The organism is Rhizobium leguminosarum bv. viciae, from assembly GCF_012276115.1.
GTDB classification, from domain to species: Bacteria; Pseudomonadota; Alphaproteobacteria; order Rhizobiales; family Rhizobiaceae; genus Rhizobium; species Rhizobium leguminosarum_T.
Genome location: NZ_WIEU01000001.1, coordinates 183,325 through 207,288 on the forward strand (window position 1 = coordinate 183,325; position 23,964 = coordinate 207,288).

Annotated in this window: 17 protein-coding genes; 4 read left to right on the forward strand and 13 right to left on the reverse strand. The window is 62.0% G+C overall.

Going from position 1 to position 23,964, the window contains the following annotated elements; genetic code table 11:
• Positions 1-57 precede the first annotated feature (57 nt).
• The 3 genes from GFM02_RS00885 to GFM02_RS00895 are packed head-to-tail and all read right to left on the reverse strand — an operon-like array spanning position 58 to position 5,284.
• Positions 58-3,132: an efflux RND transporter permease subunit gene (locus GFM02_RS00885; protein WP_168320478.1), complete on the reverse strand. Its 3,075-nt coding sequence runs from the start codon at positions 3,130-3,132 to the stop codon at positions 58-60.
• Entirely contained in the window at positions 3,129-4,214 is a 1,086-nt protein-coding gene (locus tag GFM02_RS00890) for an efflux RND transporter periplasmic adaptor subunit (RefSeq protein ID WP_168320479.1), read from the reverse strand. Before GFM02_RS00890 ends, GFM02_RS00885 begins: the two co-directional genes overlap by 4 nt.
• Positions 4,211-5,284 carry an efflux RND transporter periplasmic adaptor subunit gene (locus GFM02_RS00895; RefSeq protein WP_168320480.1) on the reverse strand — a complete coding sequence of 358 codons (1,074 nt, stop codon included), beginning with the start codon at positions 5,282-5,284 and terminating at the stop codon, positions 4,211-4,213. Before GFM02_RS00895 ends, GFM02_RS00890 begins: the two co-directional genes overlap by 4 nt.
• 111 nt (positions 5,285-5,395) lie before the next feature.
• On the opposite strand from GFM02_RS00895, the gene GFM02_RS00900 reads away from it, so the two are divergent.
• Both GFM02_RS00900 and GFM02_RS00905 read left to right on the forward strand, forming a co-directional pair.
• Positions 5,396-6,028, forward strand: a complete 633-nt coding sequence (locus GFM02_RS00900; RefSeq protein ID WP_168320481.1) for a TetR/AcrR family transcriptional regulator — start codon at positions 5,396-5,398, stop codon at positions 6,026-6,028.
• Positions 6,029-6,103: 75 nt separating this feature from the next.
• Complete coding sequence (locus tag GFM02_RS00905; RefSeq protein ID WP_205930121.1) at positions 6,104-7,180, forward strand: LacI family DNA-binding transcriptional regulator; 1,077 nt, start codon at positions 6,104-6,106, stop codon at positions 7,178-7,180.
• Positions 7,181-7,431: 251 nt separating this feature from the next.
• On the opposite strand, the gene GFM02_RS00910 is transcribed toward GFM02_RS00905, so the two are convergent.
• From GFM02_RS00910 to GFM02_RS00935, 6 genes are read right to left on the reverse strand one after another with little or no spacing between them, the layout of a single operon-like run.
• Positions 7,432-8,478 carry a carbohydrate ABC transporter permease gene (locus tag GFM02_RS00910; protein ID WP_168320483.1) on the reverse strand — a complete coding sequence of 349 codons (1,047 nt, stop codon included), beginning with the start codon at positions 8,476-8,478 and terminating at the stop codon, positions 7,432-7,434.
• Position 8,479: 1 nt separating this feature from the next.
• Positions 8,480-9,475, reverse strand: coding sequence for a carbohydrate ABC transporter permease (locus GFM02_RS00915; protein WP_168320484.1), 996 nt, complete (start codon positions 9,473-9,475; stop codon positions 8,480-8,482).
• Positions 9,476-9,477: 2 nt separating this feature from the next.
• On the reverse strand, positions 9,478-10,584 hold the full coding sequence (locus GFM02_RS00920) for an ABC transporter ATP-binding protein (protein WP_168320485.1): 1,107 nt from the start codon (positions 10,582-10,584) through the stop codon (positions 9,478-9,480).
• Complete coding sequence (locus tag GFM02_RS00925) at positions 10,572-11,936, reverse strand: glycoside hydrolase family 28 protein (protein WP_168320486.1); 1,365 nt, start codon at positions 11,934-11,936, stop codon at positions 10,572-10,574. Before GFM02_RS00925 ends, GFM02_RS00920 begins: the two co-directional genes overlap by 13 nt.
• Complete coding sequence (locus GFM02_RS00930) at positions 11,933-13,027, reverse strand: glycoside hydrolase family 88/105 protein (RefSeq protein ID WP_168320487.1); 1,095 nt, start codon at positions 13,025-13,027, stop codon at positions 11,933-11,935. The genes GFM02_RS00925 and GFM02_RS00930 overlap by 4 nt, the downstream gene beginning before the upstream one ends.
• Before the next feature lie 17 nt (positions 13,028-13,044).
• Positions 13,045-15,567, reverse strand: a complete 2,523-nt coding sequence (locus GFM02_RS00935; protein WP_168320488.1) for a hypothetical protein — start codon at positions 15,565-15,567, stop codon at positions 13,045-13,047.
• Positions 15,568-15,758: 191 nt separating this feature from the next.
• On the opposite strand from GFM02_RS00935, the gene GFM02_RS00940 reads away from it, so the two are divergent.
• Both GFM02_RS00940 and GFM02_RS00945 read left to right on the forward strand, forming a co-directional pair.
• On the forward strand, positions 15,759-17,045 hold the full coding sequence (locus tag GFM02_RS00940; RefSeq protein ID WP_168320489.1) for an ABC transporter substrate-binding protein: 1,287 nt from the start codon (positions 15,759-15,761) through the stop codon (positions 17,043-17,045).
• 423 nt (positions 17,046-17,468) lie between these two features.
• Positions 17,469-18,731 carry a DUF3422 domain-containing protein gene (locus GFM02_RS00945; protein ID WP_168320490.1) on the forward strand — a complete coding sequence of 421 codons (1,263 nt, stop codon included), beginning with the start codon at positions 17,469-17,471 and terminating at the stop codon, positions 18,729-18,731.
• 75 nt (positions 18,732-18,806) lie between these two features.
• Here the strand turns inward: GFM02_RS00945 and GFM02_RS00950 are convergent, their stop codons facing one another.
• The 4 genes from GFM02_RS00950 to GFM02_RS00965 all read right to left on the reverse strand — a co-directional run bounded on the left by GFM02_RS00950 (position 18,807) and on the right by GFM02_RS00965 (position 23,931).
• Positions 18,807-20,948: a methyl-accepting chemotaxis protein gene (locus GFM02_RS00950; protein WP_168320491.1), complete on the reverse strand. Its 2,142-nt coding sequence runs from the start codon at positions 20,946-20,948 to the stop codon at positions 18,807-18,809.
• A gap of 16 nt (positions 20,949-20,964) precedes the next feature.
• A complete protein-coding gene (locus GFM02_RS00955) occupies positions 20,965-21,894 on the reverse strand; it encodes a substrate-binding domain-containing protein (protein ID WP_168320492.1) in 930 nt (309 codons plus the stop codon).
• A 188-nt stretch (positions 21,895-22,082) separates the two neighbouring features.
• Complete coding sequence (locus tag GFM02_RS00960) at positions 22,083-22,967, reverse strand: carbohydrate ABC transporter permease (protein ID WP_168320493.1); 885 nt, start codon at positions 22,965-22,967, stop codon at positions 22,083-22,085.
• On the reverse strand, positions 22,957-23,931 hold the full coding sequence (locus GFM02_RS00965) for a carbohydrate ABC transporter permease (RefSeq protein WP_205930152.1): 975 nt from the start codon (positions 23,929-23,931) through the stop codon (positions 22,957-22,959). The genes GFM02_RS00960 and GFM02_RS00965 overlap by 11 nt, the downstream gene beginning before the upstream one ends.
• Between the last annotated feature and the right edge of the window lie 33 nt (positions 23,932-23,964).

Consider the following 23,964-nt stretch of genomic DNA (forward strand, 5'->3'; position numbering starts at 1 on the left):
GGCCCGTGTTGCAGCGGCCGCCGCGGCGGCCGTGGGCGATGGCCGTCGAAGACTGCGTCATACCTCTGCCGCCGCGGCTTCGGCTCGAACGCCTTCGTCCCTCGGAATCCTGAACCACGCGACGTAGAGCGCAGGCAGAAACAGCAGGGTGAGCGCGGTTCCGACGACGATGCCGCCCATCATGGCGTAGGCCATCGGCCCCCAGAAGATCTCGCGCGAGATCGGGATCAGCGCCAGCGTGGCGGCCGCGGCCGTCAGCATGATTGGCCGCATGCGGTGTTCGGTGGCCTCGATGACCGCTTGCCAGGCCGCCATTCCTTCACTGCGGAGATGCTCGATCTGGACGACCAGGATGACGGAGTTGCGGATCAGGATACCGATCAGCGCCAGCACGCCGAGGATCGCAACGAAGCCCATGGGAGCATTGCTCAGCAAAAGTGCTGCGACCACGCCGATCAGGGCCGTCGGCGCGACGGCGAACACCAGGAACAAGCGGCTGAAGCTTTGCAGCTGAATCATCAGGATCGTCGCCATCGCAAACAGCATCAGCGGCGCCACAGCCACGATCGGCCCCTGTGAGTCGGCGCTGGATTCGACCGCCCCGCCCACTTCCACCTTGTATCCCACCGGAAGGCCTTTCTGGAATTCTTCGACCTTCGGCTTGAGCTGTTCGACGACCGTCGCCGGTTGCGTCGGACCGACGACGGCCGCCTTGACCGTTATGGTGGGTTGCCTGTCGCGACGCCAGATGGTCGGCTGCTCGAGCTCGTAGCGGAAATTCGCCACGGCAGAGAGCGGCACGACCTTGCCGTTGGAGGTGGAAAGCTGAAGATTCTGCAACGTCTGGATGGAATCGCGCTCGGATGCCCTGGCGCGCCCGATGACGTTGACCAGGTAGATGTCGTCTCGAACCTGGGTGGCCGTCGAGCCTTCGACGATGCCGTTAAGCGCGGTGGCGATGTCCTCGGAGGAGACCCCGAGTTGGCGCGCCTTGTCCTGCAGGACATCGACCTTCACCACGCGGGACGGCTCGTTCCAGTCCAGGACCATGTTCGCCAGAAGCGGGTGCGATCCGATGACGCCGGCAAATTTCTGGGAGAGATCGCGGACCTTTTGAATATCAGGGCCGCTGACCCGATACTGGACCGGCTTGCCGACCGGCGGACCGATGTCGAGAAGCTTCACGAAGGCGTCGGTGCCCGGGAAGGTTTTCGTCAGATAGTCCTGCAGCTCTGTTCGCACCTTGTCGCGCACGTCGAGCCCCTTGGTGACGATGATCGTCTGTCCAAACGACACGTTGGGCGTCTGCACGTCGAAGGATAGGATGAAGCGCGGGGCGCCCTGGCCGACATAGGTCGTCCAATGATCGATATCCTTGTTGTCGGCCAGCATCTCCTTTTCGAACCTGGCCATCTGCCTGTTGGTTTCGGCGATCGAACTGTTGTGGGGGAGATTCCAGTCGATAATGAGCTCAGTCCTGTCCGAGCTGGGAAAGAACTGCTGCTGCACCAGCCCCATGCCGCCAATCGAAAGCCCGAAAACGCCGACCGTCAGAATGATGGTGACCCAGCGCCAGCGCATCGCCAGACCCAGGAGCCGGGAGAAGACCGAGGCGAAGCGGCCCTTCTTCTCGTGATGCGATTTCATCGTCTTCGGCAGGATCGTGACGCCGAGAAGCGGCGTGAACAGCACCGCCACCACCCAGGAAACGATCAGCGAAACTGCGATAACCACGAAAAGCGTGAAGGTGAATTCACCGGCAGCGCTGTTGTTGAGACCAACCGGAATGAAGCCCGCAACGGTGACGAGCGTTCCCGTCAGCATCGGAAAGGCGGTCGACGTATAAACGTGGGTGGCGGCTTTCCTGAGATCGTCGCCCGCCTCCAGGCGGGCCACCATCATCTCGACGGCGATCATGGCGTCGTCGACAAGCAGGCCGAGCGCGATGATGAGCGCGCCGAGCGAGATGCGCTGAAGCGAAATGCCGGAATACTCCATCACCACGAAGGTGATGGCGAGCACGAGAGGTATGGAGATCGCCACCACCATGCCGGCGCGAAGACCGAGGCTGATGAAGCTGATGATCAGCACGATGACGATCGCTTCGAAGAGCGCGCGGGTAAATCCGGACACTGCTTCGTCGACAACGGCCGGCTGATCGGAAACCCGGTGGACGTCCACGCCGATCGGAAGGTCAGCGACGACACGTTTCATCTGCGCGTCGAGCCCCTCGCCGAACTCCAGAAGATTGGCGCCCTGCTTCATGCCGATCGCAAGCCCGATCGCAGGCTGGCCGTTGAAGCGGAACAGCGCCGACGGCGGATCCACGTAGCCGCGTTTGATCGTGGCGACGTCGGTCAGCGGAAAGAAGCGGTCGTTGATCCGAAGATTGATCGATCTCAGACTGTCCTCGGAGGTGAACTGTCCACTCACCCGCAATGCGATGCGCTCCGGCCCGGCGTCAACGAAGCCGGACTGCGTGACGGCATTCTGTGCCTGCAAGGTCTGGATGACCGACTGCTGATCTATACCGAGGGCGGCGATCTGCCGCGTGGAGAATTCGAGATAAATCGCCTCGTCCTGGGCGCCGACCACATCGACCTTGCCGACGTTGAGCACGGTCAGAACCTCGGAGCGGGCGTTTTCCACGAGATCGCGAAGCTGCCGCTGGGTAAGGCCGTCGCTGGTGAAGGCGTAGATGTTTCCGAACACGTCGCCGAAGCGATCGTTGAAGAAGGGACCGACGACTCCGGTCGGGAAATCGCCCTTGATGTCGGCGATCATGTTGCGGATGCGCAGCCACGTCGGCGCGACATCCTTTGCCTTGGTCGTCGGCAGCAGCTCGACGAAGACGGTCGTCTGGCCGGCAACGGTCTCGCTCTTGGTGTAGTCAAGCGATTCCAGTTCCTGGAGCTTTTTCTCGATTCTGTCGGTTACCTGCCGCGTCACCTCTTCGGCGGAGGCTCCGGGCCACTGCGCGGTGATCACCATCGTCTTGATCGTGAAGTTCGGGTCTTCCTCGCGGCCGAGCTTCACGTAGGAGAAGGCGCCTGCGAGAATGAAGACGATCATGAAGTACCAGACGAGCGAACGGTGTTCGAGCGCCCAGTCGGAAAGGTTGAAGGACTTCACTGGCTGATCTCCTGGTCGATCCTGATGGCCTGGCCATCTTCAAGTTTATGCACGCCTGCCACGACCACCCTTTCTCCGGGGGCGAGCCCCTCGGTGACGCGGACGCTGCCGCCGTCTTCGACGTCACCGTCGATCTTCACGCGGCGAAGCGATACCTTTCCGGCAGGCGCATCGACGATCCAGACGCTCGGGCCGTCGCTGCCTACAAGGATTGCCGAGGAAGGCAGCACGATCTCAGGATCCGCGGCGATGGTTGCAGAGGCTCTGATGACCGAGCCGAGCCTGAAAGCTTCCGGCGGATTGGTGAGCGCGATCTTGGTTCTGCTCGTGCGGGTAGAGGTCTCCGCCTCCGGTGCTATTTCACGCACGATCCCGGACGTGCGGATGGTCGGATCGAGCTGCAGCGTCACCTCGAAGGGCGCGCCGGTCTTCAGTTTCTCGGCGGCGGCCTGCGGCACGTCGACCACGGCGTCGCGCTTGTCCGGCCGGGCGATGGTGACGACCGTCTGGCCGGCCGACACCACCTGGCCGACCTCGGCCGAGGTCGCCGTCACAACACCGTCGAATTCCGCCCGAAGCTGCGCATAACCGAGTTGCTCTTTGGCCTTGTCGAGGTTGGCCTGCGCCTTGGCGACGGCGGCTGCGGCGGTTCGCCTTGCCTGCTCGGCCTCTTCGAGTGAGGCTTCGGTGCCGGAGCGCGACGCCAGCAGCGCGCGCTGGCGCTGCTCGGTGGTCACCGCGTTTCTGAGTTGGGCGTCGCTGTTCTCGACGTCCGACTGAGCGTTGCGTACGGCAAGCTCGAGCGCCAGCGGATCGATGGCGGCAACGACGTCATGCTTCTTGACAAGATCGCCGACATTGATGTTGCGGGCGATCATCCGCCCGAGAATCCGAAAGCCGAGTTCGGTCTCGATCGTCGGTTCGATCATACCGGTCAGGCCCAGGCTCGTAGCGGGCGTCTGCTTGACTGTCATCGACAGCACGGGACGGGGCGCCTCCACCTTCTCCTCCTCCTGCGGCGCGCAGGAGGAGATCAGGGCCGTGCCCACCATCAGTGCGACTATGTTGAGATGAATACTCACTTGGAAGCTTCCTTGCCATAAGACACGATTTCACCCGGCCTGAGGAACTTGGTCCCGTCGGTCACCACGACCTCTCCTTGCGATACGCCCGACTTGACGATGAAGCTGCCGGTCTCATAGCCGGAGATATCCACCGCCCGAACCGAAACCGCAGACGATGCGGGATCGACGATCCAGACGGCCGGCTTGCCGTCCTTGGATGTCATGGCTGACCAGGGAAGCTGGATGACGTCCTGTGAGACGTAATTGAATCTTCCGACGACGGGAGCGCCGAGAGGGATCGGAACGTCGCTCGATATCGCGACTTTGACTTTGATGGTTCCGGTGGAGGAATCGATGGTCGGCGAAATCTCGCGGATCTTCGCCGTGATCTTCTGCGTCGGGTTCGACAGAAGGGTCACGGTTCCGTCGCCGTCGATCGGGCGCAGGAACGCACTTTCGACCACTTCGAAGACGGCATCGCGGTCACCGTCATGGGCAAGAGTGAAGACGACTTGGGCGGCCTGCGCCACCTGCCCGACCTCGGCATTGCGGGCGGTGATCATCCCGTCGGCGTCCGCCTTCAGCTCGGTATAAGACAAGGTATCCTGAGCGGTTTCCAACAGCGCCTGCGCCGACTTCGTCGATGCCTGGGCGGTCAAAAGCGCCTCCTGCGCCTGGTCGAGTGCGGCGCGCGTCGTCACCTGCGTTCGAAACAGGCTTTGCTGGCGGTCGAATGCAAGCTGCGCCTGCGTCTGCTGGGCCTCAGCCGACTGAAGATTGGCGGCCGCCACATCCAAGTCGGCCTTCTGTTCTTCCGGATCGATGCGCGCCAGGAGCTGCCCTGCCTTTACCGACTGCCCGACGTCGACCAGCCGCTCGATGATCTTGCCGCTGACGCGGAAGGACAGATCGGTCTGGACACGGGCGCGGACTTCGCCGGTGACCGCGCCGCCCTGAACCAGCGGCTCAGGCTTGGCGACGACGACGCCGACCTCTCGTGGGGTTGGCCCAGTCGGTCTGTTCTCATCGCTGCATGATCCCAGACCGATGGCGCATATGATCGCTGTGGCGACCAGAATGGTTCTCATAGTTGACCTCTTGCTCTCAACGGCAGCTGCTATATAATTGACTGACCGATTAGTCAATGAAACTTTGCGTCGCAGGGAGAAAGCGCACGCAGCAGGTTGGAGGATCAGAAAATGGCAGCTCAGAAGAAGCTCACACGCGCCGAACAGAAGTCGCTGCGGCCCATCCAGATTCTCGATGCCGCCTTCGAGGAATTCGTGAGATGCGGTTTCACCGGCACGAGGGTCGAAGACATCGCCGACAGGGTCGGCGTCACCAAGGGTACGGTGTATGTCTACTTCGAGACGAAGGAGAAGCTTTTCGAAGCCATGATCAACCATTTCTCGGTGCCGTTTCAGGAACTGCTGGGGATCACCGAGAACCTCAGCGGCAGCGCCACCGACCGACTGATTTCCATTCTCGGCCTGCTCTACGAACAAATCGCCGAGGATCGCACGACCCGCGAGCTGACGCGGCTGGTCATTGCCGAAGGGCACCGATTCCCCGACCTGATCGACCGCCACCACGATCAGTTCATTGAGCCGATCATCACCAAGGTCGACGCTCTCATTCTGGAGGGCGTGACGTCGGGGGAGTTTCGCGAAGTTCCGGTGGAATTCTCCGACATCGTGGTCGCGCCCATCCTGACGACGACAGTTCTGCGGCTGATATTCGACGACCGCCGCGTGCCCACACCCAATAAGGAGGCCTTCCTGCGGGCCTATTTCGACCTGCTGCTCAATGGCCTGCTTGCCAAGCCTCACTGATCGCCGAATGACGAAAAATACCGCGCCAGGCACGTAGCTTTTCTCAAGTTTTTATGTGAAAACATCGAGTTAGCTATGCCTTCGAAGGCACGACCTCAATTCGTGACGGAAAAAGTGGAACGCAAAGTCAATCTCAAGGATGTCGCGCGCGATGCGGACGTGTCGCTGAGCACGGCCTCGCACGCGCTGAACGGAACCGCACCGCTGACGATAGAGGTGCGCGAAAGGGTTCTGGATTCGGCCAAACGCTTAGGCTACCTCGACCGCCGGAGGAAAAAGGCAACGATCGCGACCTTGCGCGTCCTGCTTCTCGCCATTCCCGACGATGCCGCGCCCGAGAGCGACCTCAACCTGGTGAGTTGGACGATCCTCAACGGTCTTCGCAGGGAGTGCGAACGCCGCGGCATCAGAATCGTACCCTTCGTCAGCACCGGCCGGCGTATCGACGGCGCTCAGGTCAGGCAGATCGCGCTTTCGGAGCGCGCCGACGGCATCGTGGTCCTGAACGACGATCAGCCGGAACTGATCCGAAGCCTCGCCTCTCCTGATATGCCTGTTGTCATCGTCAACGGCGAAGACCCTGCCATGCTGGTCGATACGGTCACCCCCGAAAACCGTTTCGGCGCGAGGCTCGGCATCGAGCACCTGCTGGCGCTCGGGCATCGCCGCATCCTGCATCTGACCTGGAAGGGCCGCACGACGATCCAGCGCCGATATGACGGCTTTTCCGACGCCTATCTTGCCGCCCAGCTTCCGGTGCCTGACGATATGATCGTCGAGGCAGAGGGATATGAACCCAGGCACGGCGAGGCTGCGATCAACGCGCTGCTCGACCGCGACGCCACGATGAAAGGCGCGACCGCCGTCTTCTGCGCGGCCGACAATCTGGCGCTCGGCTGCCTCAAGGCATTGGCCGATCGCGACATCCGCGTACCCGAAGCGATATCCGTGCTGGGGTTCGACGACATCGTCCCCGGCGAATTCAGCCGCCCGCCGCTGTCAACGGTCAGCGTTCCCACAGACAGGCTCGGGGCTGCCGCCTTGGCGCTGATCGAACAGAGGCTGATCGCCAACGATCCGCAGCGGCCGGCCCATCGCCTGGAACTCGGATGCCATCTCGTCCTGCGCGGCAGCATCGCGCCGCCGCGTTAGATGTCCTGGGCGTGATGCTGTATTCCGGCATTTCGTAGATGGAATTGGAGAGGTCCAAGCGATCAGTTAGGACCCTCGGCGCCGGTCAGGATGCTTGTCACAAGATGGCCGACGAATGAGGGCTTTGGACAAAGACAAAAACCGAAACGCGCCGCATGAACCAGGTTCAATGCGACGCGCCTCAGCCGGGAGGAAGACGTGGTATGGGTCGTTCGGCGATTGCGGGGAGGTCTATCTCCACGCCTCGCCGTTCACTTCATGCCTGTTCCGGCGATGCCCGTGGTGATGTATTTCTGCAGGAACAGGAAGACGACGGTGACAGGCAGCAGGCTGAGGAACGTCATCGCCAGGATATAGTGCCACTGCACCGAGAACTCTCCCTGGAATGCATTCAGGCCGACCTGCAGGGTGAAATTCTCGCGGCTGTTGAGGACGATGAGCGGCCAGAGGAAATCGTTCCATCGCCAGAGCACGGAAAAGATCGCCAGCACCGCGAGCGCCGGCGCCGTCAGCGGCAGGATGATGCGCCAGAAGATGCAGAATTCGCTCGCCGCATCGACGCGCGCCGCCTCTATGAGCTCGTCGGGTATGGTCAGCATATATTGCCGCAGCAGGAAGACGGCGGTCGGAGAGGCGACTGTCGGCAGGATGACGCCCCAGAGATTGTCGGCAAGCCCGACCCCGACGATGACGAGATAGGCCGGAACCATGACGACCGCGAGCGGGATCATCAGCGTCGAAATGATGATGACGAAGACCGTCGTATCCCCTGCAAATTTGTATTTCGACAGGGCGAATGCCGCCATGGCATTGACGATCAGCGTCAGAAGCGTTGCGACGAAGGTGACGAACACTGAATTCTTGAGGAAGGTCAGGAAGTTGAAGCGCGTCAGCGGATCGGTGTAATTCTGCGTGGCGACCGTCAGCTTTTGCACCGGCGTCATCCCTTTGACGTCGACGCTGACGGGTGGTCCCGGATTTGCGGGATCGACCATCTGGGCCTTGAGGCCAATGCGGCGGACCATCGCCATTTCACGCATCTGACCGTCGACCTTGACCTGCCAGAGGCTGAGCGGCTTGTCGAAGCCGGGCACGGTCTGCTCCACCGCGGCCCGAGGAAGCAGCGCCGGCGGAAACCGGGTGATCTCAGCTGCCGGCTTCAGCGAGGAGAGGCCCGCCCAGATGACGGGGACGAGCACGACGAAGGTTCCGCCGATCAGCCAGACCCATGACAATATGTCGGTGATATCGATGCGTCCGGCCCGGCGTGTGCGCGTGAAAAAGCTGATCGGGTTCATCTCAGGACTCCATTCGCTTGCCGATGCGCAGCTGTACGAGGGTGAGAACCAGAAGCACCAGCCCCATGAGAACCGATGCCGCGGAGGCCAGTCCGAAGAGACGAAGATCGCTGCCGAATGCCATCTGGTAAATATATTGGACGATGAAGCTGTTGGCCGTGCCCGGGCCGCCGCCATTGGTCAGAACCCAGGCCTCGTCGAAGATCTGGACGGATTTGATCATCAGAAGAATGAACACGACTAAGAGGTTCGGCGCCAAGAGGGGAAGCGTGATCCTGAACAGCGTGCGGCGCGGCGAGGCGGCATCGATGGAGGCAGCCTCGTAGAGCTCCTTAGGGATGGCCTGGAGGCCGGCCAAGAGGATGAGCGTGTAAAAGCCCATGTGGAACCAGACCGACACCACGACGACGAAGAAGCGCGACCAGCCGACGTCGAGCAGGAAGATCTCAGGCGGGACGCCGATCATCTGGAAGAAGGCATTCAATAGCCCGTTGCGATCGAGGAACCATTTCCAGATGAGGCCGATGACGACGGGCGACAGCAAGACGGGATAGAAGAACATCGCCCTGAAGAAGCCACGCGCGACGATCGCCCGATTGAGGATCAGCGCCGTGATCAGCGCCACGAGCAATGTGGCGACGACATTGAAGGCCACGAACCAAAGCGTGTTCCACACAGCCGTCCAGAACAACGATTCCTGGCAGGTTCCCGGCTGCAGATAATTGCCGCAGGAAAGCAGCGTGCGGAAATTGTCCAGGCCGACGAAGGGGCGCTCCGAGACGAAAAGATTGGTTCCGCCGGTAAAGGCGTAACCGATCGCGATCGCGATCGGAAGGAACGTGAAGATAGCGAACAGAACGAGGTTCGGCGCCAGGAACAGCCATGGCATACGCTTGCGGCCGAAGATGCGCTCGATCACATTTATCGGGGCTTCGACCACTCTCATCGCCGTTTCCCCCGCCTGGGACAGCAATGCACCTGCCTTGAGCGCCGCCATGTTCAGCGCCTCCCCTGTCCGGGCCGCCGGGCAAAAGCCAGGCCGTTTTCGGGATCGAACAGATGAACCCGCCCCGGAGCGGCGTCGATCAGGATTGGGTCACCAGGCGCCGGCGCGAAATGGCCGGCCTCATGAATGATGATCTGCTCGTCCTGCCCGGCAAGATTGCCATAGACATAGGTCTCAGTACCGAGGCCCTCGTGATACTGGACGATGAACGGCAGGCCTTGCTCGCTGGAGCGTGAAAAATGCGCGGGCCGGATGCCGGCGAGAACGGCTTGGCCGACCGCAATGCCGGCGAGATCGACGTCGCTGACGATGCTGCCACCGTTGCCGACATCGATGGTGACGCCGCTTTCGCTGACGCCTGATACCTTGCCCTTGATGATGTTCATGCGCGGCGAGCCGAGGAAGCCGGCGACGAAGAGATTGCGCGGACTGTCGAACAGGTCCAGCGGCGCTCCGACCTGCTCGACCCGCCCGGCGCAGAGCACGACGATCTTGTCGGCCATCGTCATCGCCTCCACCTGGTCATGCGTGACATAGATCATCGTCGTCTTGATCTCGCGGTGGAGCTTGGTGATCTCAGCCCGGGTCTGGACGCGCAGCGCCGCGTCGAGATTGGACAACGGCTCGTCGAAGAGAAAAATGTCCGGTTCGCGCACGATGGCCCGGCCGATCGCCACGCGCTGGCGCTGGCCGCCGGAAAGCTGCTTCGGGCGCCGGTCCAGATAGGGTTCGATTGCCAGCATCCTGGCCGCTTCGGCAATCCGCGCCTCGATCTCGGCGCGCTTGAACTTCAGGTTCTCCAGGCCGAAAGCGAGGTTCTTGCGAACGCTCATATGCGGATAGAGCGCGTAGGACTGGAAGACCATTGCGATCTTGCGCTCTGCCGGCGAGAGCGCGCTGACGTCGCGACCCCCGATCGCGATTGCGCCTGACGTCACCTCTTCGAGGCCGGCGATGACGCGCAGCAGGGTCGACTTGCCGCATCCCGACGGGCCGACGAAGACGACGAACTCGCCGTCATTGATGTCGAGTTCGACGTCATGCAGGACTTTGACAGAGCCATACGACTTGTTGACGTTGGAAAGTTTCAGTTCTGCCATGTCCCACTCCCATCAGGTGCCGCCGTTTCGAAGACGGCGTCGTTTTTGTTCCAGCCTTGCGGCAGCGGTGTCGGCCTCGTGATCCGCACCTCGTTCATCAAGATCCCGGCGACATCAGCCACGTAGACGGCCGGCATTCCTCCCGGATAGTGCTCAAGACCGATCACCCGGCCGTCCGACCCGCGGGTCCAGGCATTGGCACGGCCGCCGCCATCGGCTTTCGGGGAAAGGTCGGCGTTCGTTGGACGCAGGTCGTAGGACCGCGCCGTGCCGAGTTGCCCCGGCTGCTGGTCTATAGCGATGCGTGCCAGCGATGCGTTCCGGATGCCGGCCGGCGAGGTCGAAATGACCGTGATCGCCCCCTCCATCCGCCCGGTGATGTCCTCGACGATGAGATTTTCGATGGCGCCTGCGGTGCGTTCCGTAACTCGGTCGACGACATTGACGGTCAGCGCCTCCCCGGAGCCCCAGAAGCCATCGGGGGTCTCGCGGCACTCTACCGCAATTCTCGAAAACCTGACGTTCGATATCCGGCCGCCGTCGCGGGAAAATACGCCGAGCGCCCTGTTGGAGGATGAGACGCTGCAATCCTCGAACACGACATTGGTGACGTCGCCATGCGTTTCCGTGCCGATCTTCAGCGCGCAGCTGAGGCTCTGGACGGCGCAGCGGCGGACGAGAATGTTTTCGCATCGCCCGATGGCGACGCGATCAGGACCGATGCTCGTCTTCAGGCATATGCCGTCGTCGGCCGTCGATATCCGGCAGTCCTCGATGACGGCGCCGCGGCAGGCATCCAGCACGATGCCGTCGGTGTTGGGAAGACGGCGGTCGTTATCGATGGTCACGTTCCTAACGGCGACATCGGTGCAGTTGACGAAGTGCAGCGTCCACATCGGCGAGCGGCTGATATGGATGGAGCTGATCTCGACCTCGTCGCAACCCTCGAAGACGACGACACGGGGACGAAATTCGGCCGGGATGAAGGTTCCGACGATCTCGTCGTCTCCCACGATAAAGCTGTCGCAGCCGGCTTCGATGCGCCCCTCCCCCGTCAGGCTGATCCGCCGCACATCCTTTGCGACGATCATCCCACGGTCCGATTTTTCGGCGATCACCGAAACACTCGTATGCGCATAGGCGGCATAATCCGGAACGGGACGCAGGATCGCGCCGACGGCCAGATGAAGGTCGACGCCGGATCTGAGCTGGAGCCCGCGGCAGACATGGATGCCGGCCATGAGCTCCACGCGTCCGCCGCCCGAAGCCGACAGGCCGTCGATGGCCGCCTGCAGGCGGACCGTATCGTCGCCTTGCGCCGGCTCGATCGCGACGAGAGACACAGGGCTCATTGGCGCTCGCCGTTCTCGAGAAAGACTTCCGTCAGGAGCAGCATGGTCAACGCCTGGCCATAAGGCGTCGGCACGTTCGGGATGCGCCGGTAGAAATCGAGGTCATGACCCATCGGCGTACCGTCGGAGACGCCGTGGACGACACCTTCCTCGTCGATCTGCGCCAGCACCGCCGCAAGCGCGCGTTCCGCATAGGCCCTGTCGTCCTTGTCGAGAATGCCGGCATCGATGGCCCGCAATATGCCATAGGCAATGCCTGCCGTGGCCGAGGTTTCCAGCGGCGACGACGGATCGTCGAGAAGCGTCGTGAACATCCCGTCCGGCCGCTGGTATGCTTTCAGCGAGCGTACCTGGCTGACGAGGACGTTCGACAGAAAACGCCGGTCCTTCTCGCCGAGCGTCGGAACGAGGTCGAAGAGCTCGGGGATGGCGACGGTGATCCAGGCATTGCCGCGCGCCCAGAAGGCATTGGCGAAATTGTGCCGTCCATTGAAGGTCCAGCCGTGATACCAGAGCCCGGTGACCGGATCGGAGAGATAGCGGGTGTGGATCACGAACTGATAGACGGCCTCGTCGATCCATTCGCTGCGCTCGCAGAGCACACCGGCGCGGGCGAGAAACAGGCAGGCCATGAACAGCGTATCGTCCCACAATTCACCGTCGTTGAGACGCTCCTTGACGACGTGCTGAAAGCCGCCGTCCTCGGTCTTCGGCAGCTCCTTGACGAGCCATTCGGCCCAGTCCTCGACGAGAGCGCGAAAATCGGGACGGTCGACATGCTGGACGAGGATCGCCAGCGGCAGCATCGGTGCCGTGCTGTTGATCTGGCGCGGCGGCAGGCCGCGTTCGATCTGGCCGGCATACCAGGCGACGAGCTCCTGCAGCGCTTTCTGATCATTGGTGGAAATGGCGCGCCGCAGGAAGCCGTAAAGGCCGACGCCGACTTCCCAGTCCCATTCGTCGAACTGGATTCCGGAGGCGGAATTTCCCGTCACGAGACCTTCCTTGATGCCTCTGAGCCGGCTGAAAGCCGTTGCCACGCGATCGATCGTCGTCAGGAGGGCGGCGTTATCGACAGATGTTGTGTTCATGCTGGAGACCTATGCTTTTAGGAGTAGAACGGCCCGTCAGTGCCGGCGCCGGAGGCTGCACTGTCGTGGGTGAGGATCGGGTGCGGCTGATCATGCGTGAAGGGCCTCGCCTCGCCGTCGATTGAAAGACCGTCGGCATAGGAGAGGTCGATCGCCGGGCCGCCCGGCGGCGTCAGGGAGAGACGCCGAAGCTCGGGATCGAAGGAAACCGTCGTCCGGCGCAGACGTTCGACGAACGCCTTGAAGGCGTCGCCATCGCCGCATCCGACGATAGCGGCCCAGCCGCAAAGCTCTCCGTGGGAGCGCGCCTCGCGGCCGGCGGTCGGGCCGTCGGTGATCAGCTCCAGGCCGTTCGACGCCCAGAGGGCGGAAAATCCCCGGCCCGATCGCGCGATGAGCCACTTGTCTTCGATGATGAGATCGTCCAGCCCGTCGCGGCCGATATAGGCGTGCGTCCATGCGTGGCGTGTGTCGCTTGTGTCCTCGATCAGCAGGGCAACGTCGCAATGCTGGGCAACGCGCGGCAGGATGCCGTTACCGGCCCAATAGGACGGCCTCTGATTGCCCCAGGGATCGTCCTCGCCGGGATGGTTGACCCACAGCCTCGCCATCGGATGGCCGGCCAGCCGGATGTCGATGACATGCTGCTGGTGCCCCTTCCGGCCGGTCTTGTGATCGACGACCGTCGAAAGCTGCGCCGCCTCATTCTTGAACAGCACGAGTTTTCCGCTCTCCAGCCCCTGGCTGTAACGCGCCTCGACGCTTCTTCCTCGCGACAGCGAAGCAAGTTCGGCCAGATCGGCGGGCGGCTCGTAGCCGCCGGCGCAGAACATGGTCAATGCTGCGACACCGTTGTTCAGCCAGCCGGTTCCGAAAGCGACCTGGGCGAAGGGCGCAAGCTCGGTCAGCGGGCCGGCGCGCAGCTCCTTGTCGTAAGCGCGGCCCTGCGATCCGGCCGGAACGCCTGCGAGCGTATGAAGGGCAATCATCCGGAAGATGAGATCGATCTGGGCGCGGGCGCGCGCCGATATCGCCGTCTCGGCCCAGCGCTCCAGCGCCAGCAGGCCGATGAAATCGATCGGGTAATAGGCGGCCGAGTTCCACTCCGCCAACCCATGGGCTTCGACGCTGTCGAACCAGCGCCCGAGCCGCTCGCGGCCAAGTTCCGCCTGCTGACGCCCCGTCCGGCCCGAGGCCGAAAACACCTCGTCGGGCAGAAGAAGTCCCGCCAGCAGCTGGCTCGTGTGAAAGCAGAGCACATGGTTCTCGCTCCAGAACCACATCGCGTCGTTGCCCGGCTCGTCCACCCAGTAACGGTAGGAGCGAACGGAATGCCGAATGCGATCGACCACGGCATCGGGCATCCGGTCGGCATAGGCGCCGAGCAGCCACAAGAGCGGCACCATGATGAAATCCGAGCAATCCTCCCGCGCATCGATGGAGGCGAGCGTCGCGTCGATGATGCGGTCGAAGCTTTCCTGGTCGTGATGGCCGGTTTCCATCATCGCGATCAGGCGTCCGACGCGGTTGGCGCCGAAGCGGGCGCTATATTCCAGCGCCTGCCGCTTGCGGGCGGCGAGCGACGCCTCTGATGGCAACGGCGAAATGCTGCTCATGAAGGCGGCGTCGATAACGCGCGTAACCGAACCCGTGCCGCTGCCGATCGTCATATGCACACCGTGATAACCGTCCGGAATGCCGCAGACGTCGTCGGCCATGAGGCTGCTCTGATGGGCCTTGAGCGTCAATTGGGAGTGCGCGAGAACGGGCCGCTCGTGGCCATGGCCGACGACCTTGATTTCGACAGGCAGGTCGCGTTCAGGCGCGGTTCCGAAGATGATCTCCAGCGGCTGATTGACGAAGACGTCGCGGGCCGGACGCACGCCGCGGGCAAGGGCTTCCAGCTCGCGGACCTCATCCTGATCAAGCGATACGGGCAGCAGCACGCAGAGCGGCTCGCCGTCCAGCATCTCGAGCTCAAAGAACCACGTCGTGTCGCGCTCGGCCAGGTCTTCGGTATGGACGAGAATCTGGTTGTCGCCGGCGTCCAGCGCCAGCTTTATGTCGGTTGCGCTCTCGGTGTTGCGCTTGAACGGTTCGAAGCGCACCGCCTCCTGTCCGTTGACCCATATGCGGACGCCGCCGCAGGTCTTCAGTCTGAGATTGAGCGTTCGCGCAGTCTCCGTCCTGAACGTGCCCTTCAGCCATCGCCTGAGATGCGTCGGCACATGCCAGAAGCCGGTAAACTCGACACGGCGGTTCGAGCCGGGAAGATTGAGGCTTTCGGTCGGCCAGGCGGTGTCGGGTAGTAGCGGCCGCCCCACCATGGTCGACCAGAAGGCCTTGCGGCAGGGCAGGTCGCCGACATCGACGAAGCCGTTGATGAAACGATAGTTCACGCGGTCTTCGGCCGGCGCGGGCTCGCCGGGAAAATAGCTGGCGATGAGGCCGGAAACGGCCCATGCCGTTATCGTCTGCCCCTCGGCCACGCTGTATGCTGGCGCCATCCCATCCGGCTGCTTGATGTATTCCGTTTTCACAGACCGCCTCCTCCGCAATTCCATGAAAATATTTTCATTAGATTATTTGTGCGCGCTATTTTTGCAAATTGCTCAAAAACATCGCTATTGCCGCAGAAAATAGCTTGACGGAACGAATGTCAAGTATATGAAATTGATTTATCGATGGCTGATGCCGCGATTGATGAAAATGTTTTCATGGGAGGATGAAAATGAAAACCTATCTCTCAGGGGCCTTCGCACTGGCGTTGGCAACCGCTTCTTTCGCATGGGCCGGCGCGGCCATGGCGGAAACCAAGACAATCACCTTTCTATTCACCGACGACGACCAGGCTTACGTCGAGCGGATGGAAGCGCTCAGCAAGGAATTCGAGGCGGCGCATCCCGACATCAAAGTGAATTTCGTTTCTTCGGGCTATGATGCAGTCGCCAAGCAGCTGCCGGTGCAGCTTGCCGTCGGCGAAGGCCCTGATATCGCCAAGATCACCGACTGGCAGCTTGCCCCCTATTACCTCGACATGCGTCCCTACATGAAGGACCCGGACGGCTTCGCCAAGCTGCACGGCGACAGCCTGAACACGCTTCGCTTCCCCGGCGTCAACGATCCGCAGTCGATCAACGGCTATATCGCATCGCAGACCTTCAACCTGCCCTTCGTCAACAAGACGCTCTTCGAACAGGCCGGCGAACCGCTTCCGAAGCCCACCGCCACGCTGAAGGATATCGTCGAAGCCTCGGCGCGCGTCGCCAAGGCGACCGGCGCCCAGATCCCCTTCACGATGGACCGCTCGGGCCACCGCTTTTCCGGCGCGGCATTCTCCTACGGCTCGAACTACGTCAAGGACGGCAAGTTCTTCTTCCCCGACGATGCCGCCAAGCGCTATGTCACGGATCTCTACGGCTGGACGAAGGACGGCTCCTTCCCCAAGGAAATGTGGGGGGCTGCCGGCGGAACCCAGTATAAGAACATGGGCGACGAATTCGTCAACGGCAACGTCGTGACCTATCTCGCCGGCAACTGGATGGTCAATCCGTTCCAGAAGAAGATCGGCGACGCCTTCGACTGGACGGCGATCAGCGCGCCGTGCGGCGATGCCGGCTGCTATGCGATGCCCGGTGGCACCGCGATCGTCGGCTTCAAGCGCACCAAGTCTCCGGAGGCCGTGGCCGCGTTCATCGAGTTCCTCGGCTCTGAAAAGGTCCAGCGTGAAATCGCTGAAAATTACGTCATCCTGACGGGCGCCGACATCAAGGACCCGCAATACAAGCTCGAAAGCAAGAATGCCAAGGAGGCGATGGCCGTCTTTCTTGGAAGCCGCAATAGCGTGCCGCAGGCAGCCCGGGACCTGGAACGTCTCAAGGGATCCTCCGCCATCTATCAGCTCATCGTCCAGCGGATGAGCCAGCTGATCGTCGGCGAGCTTTCCCTCGACGAGACCTTCAAGGCGATGAGCTCGGACGTCGACAAGGTCAACGTGGCGCTCGCCGCCAACAAGTAACCGGCCGCGCCTGTCTCCCACAGATTGCGCGCTGCATCAGCCACGGCCTCGCAACGGGCCGTGGCTGATCGTTTTTTGCTTCTGCCTGCCGTCCTCTCCGACACTTCGATCTTCGAATTGTCGATGATCTGAACCACGCTACATCTGCCGCAAGGAAAGGTGGCGCTCTCGCCGTTCTCTGCCTCGGCGTGCAATTGCTCGGCAGCCTCGCTGCCTGGCGTTTGCTCTGAACCAACGGTCGAGTGCGAAGGCAAGCGCAGTCTCCGCACAGGCTGGCGAACGCATGGTGACACACGCTTCGGGAGAGGCTATAGCCGTTGTCAGCCTTCGCCGGCTCGCAGGCGCGATGGTCAAACCACATATGCCGGCAACCCGGTTACATCAGGCGATCCAGCGCTGCCTACCCTACAGAGGTGCATTTCCATGCCGATGGGCTCCGAGCATCCGCTGCGAAGGGAACTTCACAACGAGCTGCACGCGCGGCCGTCGCTTTACTTCGACGGCGACACGGATGTGTGGCATGTCGCCATCGTCGGCGACAATGCCCCTCCTCAAATGCCCAATTCCCTGCCAGGACTGGAAGACGTCTCCACGACCCGCGAGGGCAACCACGGCATCGGCCGTTTCGGCGACGGCCGGCTGAAGTGGGAGGCGCATACCGAGTTTCTGACGCTGACCTTCATCGTCCCGGCAACGGCCGAGCCCGGCAGCAATCCGCCGGAAGCCTTTCAGGCCTGCTGCCGCCAGATCGACGGGAAGGTCATCGCGGCGGTCCGGGTGCTTGTGCGGGACGAAAAGGACGGACAACGTCCGGAAAAGCCGAAGCTCGACTATGTCGCCTCTGAGGTCGGCGGCGGCGATGCGGAAGTGCATTCGAACTTCCGCCTGACCGACAGCGGTTTCGTCGAATTCCTGTTCTTCAACCGCAACCTCAATGCCTATCGCACCGGCCGCATGGTCAGGCGCTTCCTGGAGATCGAGACATACCGGATGATGGCACTGCTTGCGTTGCCGATGGCGCGCGAGACGGTATCGAAGCTCTCCGTCTTCGACCGGCGCCTCGACCTGCTGATCGCGCATATGCAGAGCGCGGTCAAGGTCGACAAAGCCCTGCTTTCCGAGGTGACCAGGCTTTCATCGGACGTTCTCAATTTCTCGGCGCTCGCCCGCCACCGCTTCGGCGCGACGAAAGCCTATGCCGAGATCGTCGCAAGCAGATCGTCGGAGCTTCGCGAGGAGCGCGTCGAGCAGCGCCAGCGGATCGGCACCTTCATCGACCGGCGCTTTCAGCCGGCTGTCCGTGCAGTTCATGCCGCCGAACGCCGCCTCGATGAACTGGCCGAACGCGTGAGCCTGGCCGGAGATCTGCTCAGAACCACCGTGCAGGTTCAGCTCGAAGATCAGAACGCCTCACTGCTGACGTCAATGGAAGAGCGGGTGCGGATCCAGGTGCATATACAGCAGGCGGTGGAAGGTTTCTCCGTCATCGCCATCACCTATTACACCGTCGGCCTTGCAAAGATCTGCCTGGAAAGCATTTCCGAACTTGGCGTCGATCCGCACGTGTCGAAGCTCGCCGTTCTCGGCGCCATCCCGCTCGTGCTTTTCGCCGTTTGGGCGGCAGTTCGTCACGTTCGCAAGAGCATTGCCGGCCACTCTCACGGTCCCGCCTCAGAGAGCCACTGAGGCGACGCTGGCCGATGATCGCACACCGCCGCCCTTTCGAGGCGGCGGCGTTTTCGTAGCTGTACCGGAAGAACGTCAGGATGCCATTGCGTAGTGACGTTCCGATGCCCGGCCACTGCCCGTCCTGAACCGCCGCAGCAGCTCGGCAAGGCTTTCGGTTTCATGGGTCAGGCTCTGGGCGGCCGCCGTCGTTTCTTCGACCATCGCGGCGTTCTGCTGCGTCACCTTGTCCATCTGGTCGCCGGCAGCCGAGACCTCGCGCAGGCTTGTCGCCTGCTCGCGGGCGGCAACGGCGATCTCGGCCACGGTCGCATTCATGGCGGTGACCTGCTCGACGATTTGTTCGAGCGAAAGGCCGGACTCGCCCACCAGCTGAACGCCGGTCTTGACCTGCGCCGAGGAGGTGGAGATCAGCTGCTTGATCTCCCTTGCCGCGTTGGCGGAGCGCTGGGCGAGCTCGCGGACTTCCTGGGCGACGACGGCAAAGCCCTTGCCTGCCTCGCCGGCGCGCGCCGCTTCTACGCCGGCATTCAGCGCCAGCAGGTTGGTCTGGAAGGCGATCTCGTCGATGACGCTGATGATGTTGCCGATCTTGGACGACGAATTTTGAATTTCCGTCATCGCGTCGATGGCGCGGGCAACGATCTCGCCGCCCTTTTCGGCATTGGTGCGGGCGGTTGCCACGACACCCTGGGCGCGGCTTGCACCCTCCGCCGTTCCGTTGACCCCGCGGGTCACTTCACCCAGCGCCGCGACGGTCTCCTCCAGCGAGGCTGCCTGCTGCTCGGTGCGGCGGGCGAGATCGTTGGAGGCGGTGGAGATTTCCGCAAGGCCGGAGCGGATGGTGCCGACCGCGCGAATGACGGCGTCAACCGCCTCTTCGAGGCTTGCGACCGAGTTGTTGAAATGATCCCGGATCCTGACATAGCGATGGTCGACTTCGCCGACGCGGACGGTGAGATCGCCCTTCGAGAGTGCGTCCAGCCCGACAGAGATCTGGCGGAAGGCATGCTCCATCACCTGCGCGTCGCTGAGCCGCTCGGCCTCCTGGCGGAGCCGCTCTTCTTCGGCCGCCAGGCGGGCGCGTTCGGCATTGGCTTCCGCGATCAGCTTGGCGCGCCCCGTTTCCTGGAAAACCTTCAGCGAACGCGCCATGGCCCCCAACTCGTGGCGATGTTCGACGCCCGTTATCACGATCCCTTCCTCGCCGCGGGCAAGCTGCTCCATGGACTGCGCCATGTTGCGCACCGCCGAGGAAATCAGCCGGCCGACGAAATAGGAAAGGACGAGGCCGATGACGATCAGCAGCCCGCTGATGACCAGCGTCGTGCTGGTGGCGGAGGCAACCGTTGCGTCTACCGAACCGTCAAGGGTCTTCTGCGCACCGGTAACCGTCGCCTGCAGATCCCTGAAGCCGCCTGAGATTTTCGGCGCGAGCACGCTGAGCTGCGTCTGGCGGATATTGCCCGAGGCCTGCAACACGTCCTTCATGTCGCCGAGACGGGCGGTGTAATTCTGCATCAGCTGTCCGGCGCCCATCAGGCGCTTCTTTTGCAGCTCGTTCTTCGCGGCCTTGGCGGCGGCTTCGTTCAGCGCGACCGCTTCGGCGAGTGCCGCCTGCGCCGTGTCATAGGCCGCAAAATCATCGGAATGCACAAAGCGTTCGGAGAAATAGAGGCTGCGGTTCAACGCCTCCAGTGTCGCCGCCGTCATCTGCAGCAGCGGCACATCGTTCTGGCGCCAGGCGCTGCGCACGACGTCGTTGAGCGCGATACTGGTCCAGGGGCCGAATTCGGTGACCTTGGAGATCAAGGCATCACGCCTGGCCTGCAGGGCGACGATCTCTTCGAAAGCCTTGCCATAGGTGGCGATGTCCTGGCGGATCGCCGCAAGGCCGGACTGCAGGTCCTTGTTGCCGGCAAAACGCGGATCGTCGGCGTCGAACGCCTTCACGCCGGCGCGGAAGCGATCGACGACATCCTGCGTCGGCGTGGAGCGGAAGGCTTCCGCCGACATCTGAATCTCGTTCAGCTGGTCGCTGTAGTCCGAGATGGCGAGACTTTGACCGGCCGTGGCGCGATAGGAAGAGAAGATCGAGACGAGCCCGTTCATGCCGGAGATCGCGCTGACCGTGAGCAGGCTCATCAACAGGATCAGCGGCACGAAGCCGGAGGTGATCTGTGCGCGAATGCCGAATTTATTCCAGAAATGCAACATCATAGTCCTCTTATGCTCACTGGCTCTTCGGCAGATAGGTGGCAATGTTCTCAGGTGTGACGAGTTCGAAGGGAACGTTGTTTTCCCGCGGCACCTTCTCTTTGCGGATCAGCTTGACGGCGGCGTCGACAGCGGCAGCGCCCTGTCCGACGGCGCTCTGGAGAATGGTGACGTCGAGATCGCCGGCCACCATCGCGGCGAGCGCGTCGTCGGTCGCGTCGACGCCGGCGACGACGACGCCCTTCATCGGGATATTGTTCTTCTTCATGGCCCGGATCGCACCGAGCGCCATCTCGTCATTATTGGCGATGACCGCGTCGAACTTGACGCCGGCCGACAGCCATTCTTGCATCTGCTGGTCGGCATAATCGCTCGACCAATAGGCGGCCTGCCGCTCGACGATCTGAAGGCCTTTGCAATCCGGCGTGGCGATGACGTCTGATATGTCCTGGGTACGGGCGCGGGCGGCTGCATGGAAGGGTTCGCCCATCAGTACGACGACGCGGCCTTTGCCTTTGAGGAGCGTGCAGACCTGCTTGGTTTCCAGCGTTCCGGATTCCTTCTCGTTGGATGCGACCACCACCTGATTATCAGGCAGGTCCATGAGGTTGGAAGGGACGTTGTTGATGTAGATCAGCGGAATGCCCGCGTCGGCCGCAATCTTGGTCATCTGCGGCCCGAGATCGCCATCGGAGACGGCAACAATGATCGCGTCGACCTTGTCGGCAACGAACTGCTGGACCTGCTTCTTCTGGAGTTCGTTGTCGCCCTTGGCGCTCTCGGTGACGAGCTTGAGGCCTGAAATTGTCTTTCCATGCGAGACGACGCCATTCAGAAGTGCTGTTCTGAATTTGTCGAGATCGGACATCGAAACCCCGATCGTCTGGGCATGGGCAGCAGAGATCGTTATCGCCAAGGCGATGGATGCAAGCGTGGCCGTTTTCATGAATTCCCCTGCGCAATTCGAATATGAAGGCGTTATTTCAAATTTTGGTTAAATTTTACTTTTCGGCCAGAAGCAGCGGGGATATGGTTGCGGCGGCACGAGCGCTTTCTTCGGCGGCGACCGGGCGGACTCGAAAGGCATCACAGCAAACTTGATGTGATGCCCTTAAATCTTTGTTCTTATGAAGATTAGCGCCCACCAAAGCCGGAGCTGACGGTGATACCCTTGTAGATCACCCTCTGCAGCACGATGGCCAGGACGACGCCGGGCACCATGGAGATCGTCGCACCGGCCATGATGTAGTTCCAGGCGGTGCCCTGCTGTGTCTGAAACAGGGTGAGCCCGAGCGGCAGCGTGGCCATTTCGACGCCGCTGGTGGCGATCAGCGGCCAGAGGAAGCTCTTCCACTGCGCGATGAAGGTGAACAGCGCCAGCAGGCCGATGGCCGGCATGGCAAGTGGAACGATGACCGTGACCAGGATGCGCAGGCGCGAAGCCCCGTCCATCATCGCCGCCTCGTCGAGATCCTTGGGAATGCCGAGGATGAACTGCCGCAGCAGAAAGGTGCCGAAGGAGCTGAAGGCGACCGGCAGGATCATGCCGTGATAGGTGTTGATCCAGCCGAGCTTGCTGACGACGAGGAAGAGCGGGATGACCAACATCACCTGCGGGATCATCAGCGTGCTGAGATAGGTAAGCAGCAGCCCCTCCCGTCCGGGAAATCTCAGCCGGGCGAAGGCGTAGGCGGAAAGGCAGGATACGGCAATCACGATCGCCGTAACGCCGCAGGCGACCACGAAGGAATTCAACAGGAAGGTTCCGAACGGCAAGGAAACCAGGGCTTCGACGAATGTTCCCCAATGATATTCCTCGGGCAAGATGCGGACCGGCACGGCCATCACCTCGGCATTGGAGCGCACCGCGTTCGACACCATCCAGAAGAAGGGGAAGAGGAAAAGCAGCGCGATCAGCGAAAGCGCCGCGTAGCTGACGAAGGTGCCGACGCGCCGCAATATGCGGTGACGATGCTGGGACATGGAATGCGGATGCCGTGAGGTCGGATCAATCGTCATAATGCACCCATTTGCGCTGCATGTGGAATTGCAGGATGGTGAGCGCCATGATCATGACGAACATCACCCAGGCGAGAGCCGAGGCATAGCCCATCTGGAAGTTGGTGAAGCCCTTCTGGTAGATAGCAAAGCCAAGCGTCGCCGTTGCCGAGCCCGGACCGCCGCGCGTCATCGCGAATATCTCGTCGAAGACCTGCAGCGAGGTGATTGCCGTCATCACTGTGCCAAAGAAGATGGTCGGCGAGATGAGCGGCAGGCGGATGCGCCAGAAGCGCTGCCAGGCATTGGCGCCGTCGATCGTCGCCGCCTCGAGATAATGCTTCGGCACGAGGTCGAGCGCGGCGTTGAACATCACAACGTTGTAGCCGACATTCGCCCACAGGGTGACGAGCACGACCGCCTGCATGGCCCAGCTCGAGCTCAGCAGGAAATTCGGCAGGCCGAGGCCGAGCGCGAGGATGATGGTGTCGGCCAGCCCGTCCGGCGTGAAGATCAGCAACCACACCACCGACGCCGCGATGGTCGGCGTAAAGGTCGGCAGGAAGAAGATCACCCGGAAGATCGCCTTGCCGCGCTTCAGGCTCGATATCCAGACCGCCAGCGTCAGCGAGACGATAATATTCAGCGCCAGATACTCGACGGCGAAGAACAGCGTATTGCTCAATACGGTGTAGAAGGCCGGATCGACAGTGAAGAGCCTGATGTAATTCTGAAGGCCGACGAAGGATGGCGTCGAGATCAGCTGCCAATTGGTAAAGCTGAGCGCCAGCGACGCCAAAATCGGCAAGGCCATGAAGACCATGAAGCCGAGGAAGCTCGGCAGCAGGAACAGCATGGCTGTCTGCGTCTCCGGCTTCAGGAAGCGCCGTGGCTGACCGGGCTGCAAGCGAACTTCGGCAACAGCGCTTTGCGACATGTCTTCCTCCATGCGCGGCAGATCCTGCCGCAGCGAGAGCTGGCGCATGACCCGAACATCGGAATAGATTTTCCGGTCATG